The following is a 4568-nucleotide window of genomic DNA, read 5'->3' as shown; positions in this document are numbered from 1 at the left end:
GGTCCTGGCGATAGATAATGCGGTCAGTGTCGGTAGTGCTCAATTTTTACTCCAAGTTGTTGTTTTATCGTTATTCGGATTGGCCTCTGGCCGTGCTGCAGTCGGTAATGCGTACAGCATCTGGTGCGTTGGCTGTCTGTCGAGCATGTTGGCTGTCGCTAGAGCAAACGCTTCGTCTTCGGTGTGTTGGCAAATTTCAGTGCCTGGCTTGCGGTAGTCGCGCCGCCGGCAAAACTCTTTGTATTCGTCCATTGTTGCTATGCCCCTTTTAATCCGTGCATCCACAATCGGTTAAGGCATCATCGAAGGGGAACAGCTCCCCGTGATTCATCGCCATGTCATACATCGCTTGATAGCTGGGCCTGTCCTTGCGGAACCAGCCGCCAGCACCAGATCCGGCCGTTTGGGCGTTCTTTTCCTGCTGTATCCACCACAGCGCACGGCTGGGCTTTTCGCGGATCAGGGATAGCACCTGGTTGCCGCCTTTCAGGAAGCACAGATCGCAGTTGCCGTGCATCGTCTTGCCGCTCATGTTCGGCAAGCCCAGGTCAAAATCTTGTGTTGCCCAAAACGCGCTGACGTCAGCCACGGTCAAGCCGGCCGCCGCCAGGGGCGCTTCTTTCACTTCGTGCTTGCCGTAGTCCTGCGTCGATAGCCGCGCCACGCGCATGGGCTCGTCGGCGCGCATGCCGATAAACGTGGTCCATTCGACCAGGCCTATCGACTTCAAGTAGCGCTGCATCGGGCGCACCTTGAGTTCTGCCGTGCAAAAGCGCGCGACAGGATTCGGGAGGAATTTTTTTTCGTCGTGCAGATCAGCGAAGGGCTCGCCGCGGCGGCTGGCCGTAGCAAAGTCCACGATGGCAAATTCCTTGCCACGCGCTTCATTGCGAGGGCGGTTTTCTATCCAGACGATGGGAACGCCCCAGCGCTCGCCGCAATCGCGCACGAATTCAAGGGTCGCTTCCTCTTCCTTGCCGGTGTTGGCGAAGCACACCACGACGTCAGCCGGCAGCGTGCCGCCGTAGGCTTGAAGCGTCATCCACAGCATCATGCCGCTGGTACGGCCGCCGCTGAACGAAATGACGCCAGGGCCGTCGAACAGGAATGGGCTGTTCATGCGGGCACCATGCAGCGTCGCGCCAGGGAGACCAGCCAATGCGCCAGCTCGGCCGGCGTGTGTTCGCGTTCTGCCTTGCCGCATTCCGGCCGCCAGCCTGGATCGCCTTTCCGGCGCCGCTCGCCGGCGCGGTTGCGACCAGACGGGGCGATCACATGCGAGGCTTCGCCCAGGACGATGGGCATGGCCGGTATTTGAGCTGGCGCACAGCCGACGATGTACAGCAAGGTGGCCTTTTCCGCGCGGTGGCCAAACGAGCTTTGGAAAATCGGCAGCGTCCAGCCGCCAAATTTGTCCCGCTCGCCGATCGCTGGCAAGCCGCAGTGTGGCCAGAGGGTCGAGCGCTTCGGGTGCTCGAGCACGCCGCCGAACTTGCGCACCTGGGCGACGGCCCACACCGCGAGTTCCTTTTCGTCCGGGCGCGGCTTGGCCAGGTGGCGCAACGTGCCCCAGGAGCGGCACGGAGGATGCGCCACCACCGGCACGCCACCCGGCCAGGCGCGGGCGTCGCGCTCTGCATCCCAGGCGTCCACCGCCGGCATGGTCTTGTAGATCGAATTGGCGCGCACGAACAAGGCCGCCACGGCAGGTAATGCGCGTTCCGCTGTCATGCTTGGCACCCGATAGGCGTGGTTGTCTTCTTGACCGCCTCGATGGCGCCCAGCGGCACGGCGCGGAACATGCCCGGCCACTGATGGTCCAGTTCCACCCAGGCGTGCAGCTCGCCATTGCCCACGTCGCGGCGCAGGTCGTTGACGGTGCCGGCCTGGTAGCCTTCGTCGGTATCGAATGTCACGCGGTCGCCCAGGGCGATTTGCCGCGGAGAATTGGTCAGGGTGTTCAGCATTGCGGTTTTCCTTTCAATTTGGCAGAAACGCCGCACACGCCGTAGCGGTCGATGGCGTCCAGGATCACGTCGCCGCAGCAAGCGGCAATCGCGGCATAGTCAAAGCGTTCGGTTTGCGTGCGAACGATCACGGCATAGGTGCTCATGTGCCATTTCCTTCATGGGGTGGGGTGTCGGGGACGATCAGCCGGGGCCACGGACAGGCGTTGACCGCCGCCCAGGCGGCAATCACGGCTGTTTTTGCCTCGTCGGACAGATTGGGCACGGGCGCCGTCAGCGGCGTGGCCGGGGCAGGGCGGTAGGGGTGCGTACAGTTATTTACACGAGTCCGAGGAACGGCAACCCCAACAGCCACCCCGCGCCCACCTGTGGCCTGTACCGGCGTCCACGTATGGCGCACGGACTTGAAGACCACACCAATCAGATCGCTGCAGCGCACGCCGTAGGGCGTGGTGCGCAGCGTTTCGCCGTAGCGGCCGATGACGGTCTTTTCGTCCTTGGCCAGCGTGACGACCAGTTCCTTGCGTGGCACCAGGGCGCCGCCCTGGGCGCGCAGATATTCGGCCCAGCAGGCGCGCTTTTCGCCGTCGATCTTTTGCACGGCGTCCCAGGCGCGGCGCATGGCGGCCGGGGCTTCGTTGAGCATGCTTTCCTCGATACGGCGCAGTTCGCGCCATACGGTGACGGGCGCGCCGCCCCATTGCTGGAATTGCCGGATGCCCCAGCAAGCGGCCCAGGACTCGACGCGCGCCGATGGCGTCAGCTCGACATCGCCCTCGGTGTCGGCCGTCACGACATAGCCTTCCTTGGTTTTGTGCTCGGCCACGCCGTCGATGTTCTTGGCCACGTACTTGGCGATGTAGCCGGCGGCGCTGCCCTTGGCCCAGTCAATGCGTTTCACGTCCAGGCGGCGCGCGAAGGCGCCCGGTTCGCCACGGTCCACGCGCCAGGCGTAGCGCTTCATGATGCGGATGGCACGGCCCGCCACGTCCTCCAGGTGGGCCGTCTTGTATTTCGCGGTGGGGCGCACGAACAGCAGCAGATGCCAGTGCGGGCAGCCATCGTGGTGCGGCTCGGCGATGCGAAAGCCGTACAGGCCGATGCCACGGCGCGCCAGCGCGGAGCGGCACAGCGATGTCATCTTGCCCAGGTAGGCGTTCGCCTCGCGCGGCGTGGAGCCGTCGAACTTGTCGTTGGGCTTGCCGCTATGCTGCATGGCATGGAAGCGCGATGGGCACGTCCAGGTGATGAAAATGCCCTGGTCGCCGCACTCGCGGGCGATTTGCTCGAAGCCGTTGATGCGCAACATCAGCTCGCCGCGCCGGATGGCCTTGTTGGCGGTGGTCTTCTCGGCCAGCTCGGCGATGCTGAATTGTTGGCCGTTCTCATTCTGCACCAGCGTGGCGGCCAGCGCTGCCGCGTTGCGCCGGTTCTGCGCCAGGCGCGACAGCACGGCGTCGTTGCTGGCATAGGGTTCGCCGCGATAGTTCACGTAGCCCAGGCGGATATTGCCCGCCTCGAAGGCGCGCTTGACGCGCTTGCGCAACTGGCGGCGCCACCAGCGGGCGTCCACCAGGCGGGCGATGGTGTCGGTCAGCGCGTCGAACTCGGGCAGCTCGATGCCATACGAGGCGCATTCGTCTTCCATGATCTGCAAGGCGTGCGTGTCGGACACGGCCATCCACAGCATTTTGGTCACGCCGGCCGCCGCGCGCTCGGCGGTGGCCACGATGTCGGCGTCGCTTTGCGACAGGTCGACGCCGGCCGGCACATACTGCTCGGCGAACTCGCGCACAAAGCCGGTGGCGACGGATTCATAGACTTTGTACCAGGACGACCAGGCCATTTTTGCCATGGCAGCCGTGATGACACGGTTGCGCCATTTGTAGGGGATGCGGGCCAGCTCGGGCGCGAACTGGGCGGATCGCAAGAAGGCTTCGTGACGCTGCGGGGCAGGCAGCAGGATTTGTTTAGATTGCATTCAACAGTCTTTCGTACACACGGATGGCGGCAGAGGTGGCGGCGCGCAGCTCGATGCGCTCTTCCTCGGTAAAGGAGTGGATGGGCGATTCCCAGCGGTCGGCGTCCAGGCCGGCGGCGATCAACACGGAGCGGCGCGCGCCACGCGGCGACAATCCCCAGGCCTGGGCGATAAAGCGCGCCTCGCTGGCACGCCGCTGCTCGATGGCGCGCAAGCTGGCCCGCTCGGCCAGGCTGGCTTTCGCTGCTGCGATGGCGGCCAGCGCCTCCGGCGCCCCTGGGGGCGTCGGCACGTCCCTGTCGCGGGCGGCGAGGATGGCCGCCACCGGCAAGAACGACAGGTGATTGTCGATAAGGGACGCTGGCATGGTTCAGTCCTTGATGGCGCCGATGGCCTGCAGCACGGCAGGGGCGATGACGATCAAGAGCGACAGCAGCCAGACGCCGCAGTTTTTGAGCAAGCGCAGCATTACCGCTCTCCCGCCATATCGCCGCTGCATGGGATTTCTCCGTCCGCATGCGATACCAAGGCAGTCAGGCCGATTCGCGCCTGGCGCGCGATCTCTGGATGGACCATGGCCGCATACTTGCCACCTGGGCAGCAGTCGACCGCTGGGGGGA

The 4568-nt window shown here is 64.6% G+C and carries 7 protein-coding genes; all 7 read right to left on the bottom strand.

All coding sequences use genetic code 11. From position 1 onward, the window contains the following. Nucleotides 1–39: 39 nt before the first annotated feature. From AC0V2Y_RS27295 to AC0V2Y_RS27265, 7 genes are read right to left on the bottom strand one after another with little or no spacing between them, the layout of a single operon-like run. The gene (locus AC0V2Y_RS27295) at nt 40–252 is read right to left on the bottom strand and encodes a hypothetical protein (RefSeq protein ID WP_475417840.1); all 213 of its coding nucleotides are present in this window, start codon (nt 250–252) and stop codon (nt 40–42) included. A gap of 16 nt (nt 253–268) precedes the next feature. Next, the gene (locus tag AC0V2Y_RS27290) at nt 269–1120 is read right to left on the bottom strand and encodes a phosphoadenosine phosphosulfate reductase domain-containing protein (RefSeq protein WP_475417845.1); all 852 of its coding nucleotides are present in this window, start codon (nt 1118–1120) and stop codon (nt 269–271) included. Next, complete coding sequence (locus AC0V2Y_RS27285) at nt 1117–1731, bottom strand: hypothetical protein (RefSeq protein WP_475417841.1); 615 nt, start codon at nt 1729–1731, stop codon at nt 1117–1119. Before AC0V2Y_RS27285 ends, AC0V2Y_RS27290 begins: the two co-directional genes overlap by 4 nt. Then, nucleotides 1728–1967 carry a hypothetical protein gene (locus AC0V2Y_RS27280; protein ID WP_475417842.1) on the bottom strand — a complete coding sequence of 80 codons (240 nt, stop codon included), beginning with the start codon at nt 1965–1967 and terminating at the stop codon, nt 1728–1730. The genes AC0V2Y_RS27285 and AC0V2Y_RS27280 overlap by 4 nt, the downstream gene beginning before the upstream one ends. Next, nucleotides 1961–2113, bottom strand: a complete 153-nt coding sequence (locus tag AC0V2Y_RS27275; protein WP_170846482.1) for a hypothetical protein — start codon at nt 2111–2113, stop codon at nt 1961–1963. The genes AC0V2Y_RS27280 and AC0V2Y_RS27275 overlap by 7 nt, the downstream gene beginning before the upstream one ends. After that, nucleotides 2110–3948: a replication endonuclease gene (locus tag AC0V2Y_RS27270; protein ID WP_475417843.1), complete on the bottom strand. Its 1839-nt coding sequence runs from the start codon at nt 3946–3948 to the stop codon at nt 2110–2112. Before AC0V2Y_RS27270 ends, AC0V2Y_RS27275 begins: the two co-directional genes overlap by 4 nt. Further along, nucleotides 3938–4315, bottom strand: coding sequence for a hypothetical protein (locus AC0V2Y_RS27265; RefSeq protein WP_475417844.1), 378 nt, complete (start codon nt 4313–4315; stop codon nt 3938–3940). Before AC0V2Y_RS27265 ends, AC0V2Y_RS27270 begins: the two co-directional genes overlap by 11 nt. Nucleotides 4316–4568 lie beyond the last annotated feature (253 nt).

The organism is Janthinobacterium sp. BHSEK (assembly GCF_056174685.1).
The sequence above is the reverse complement of the archived record's forward strand: the minus strand, read 5'-3'. Positions and strand labels throughout refer to the sequence as shown.

Bases quoted from the DNA above. Each gene is read 5' to 3' on its own strand.
- AC0V2Y_RS27290 (WP_475417845.1), bottom strand. From the start codon at position 1,120: ATGAACAGCCCATTCCTGTTCGACGGCCCTGGCGTCATTTCGTTCAGC.
- AC0V2Y_RS27275 (WP_170846482.1), bottom strand. From the start codon at position 2,113: ATGAGCACCTATGCCGTGATCGTTCGCACGCAAACCGAACGCTTTGAC.
- AC0V2Y_RS27285 (WP_475417841.1), bottom strand. From the start codon at position 1,731: ATGACAGCGGAACGCGCATTACCTGCCGTGGCGGCCTTGTTCGTGCGC.
- AC0V2Y_RS27280 (WP_475417842.1), bottom strand. From the start codon at position 1,967: ATGCTGAACACCCTGACCAATTCTCCGCGGCAAATCGCCCTGGGCGAC.
- AC0V2Y_RS27295 (WP_475417840.1), bottom strand. From the start codon at position 252: ATGGACGAATACAAAGAGTTTTGCCGGCGGCGCGACTACCGCAAGCCA.
- AC0V2Y_RS27265 (WP_475417844.1), bottom strand. From the start codon at position 4,315: ATGCCAGCGTCCCTTATCGACAATCACCTGTCGTTCTTGCCGGTGGCG.
- AC0V2Y_RS27270 (WP_475417843.1), bottom strand. From the start codon at position 3,948: ATGCAATCTAAACAAATCCTGCTGCCTGCCCCGCAGCGTCACGAAGCC.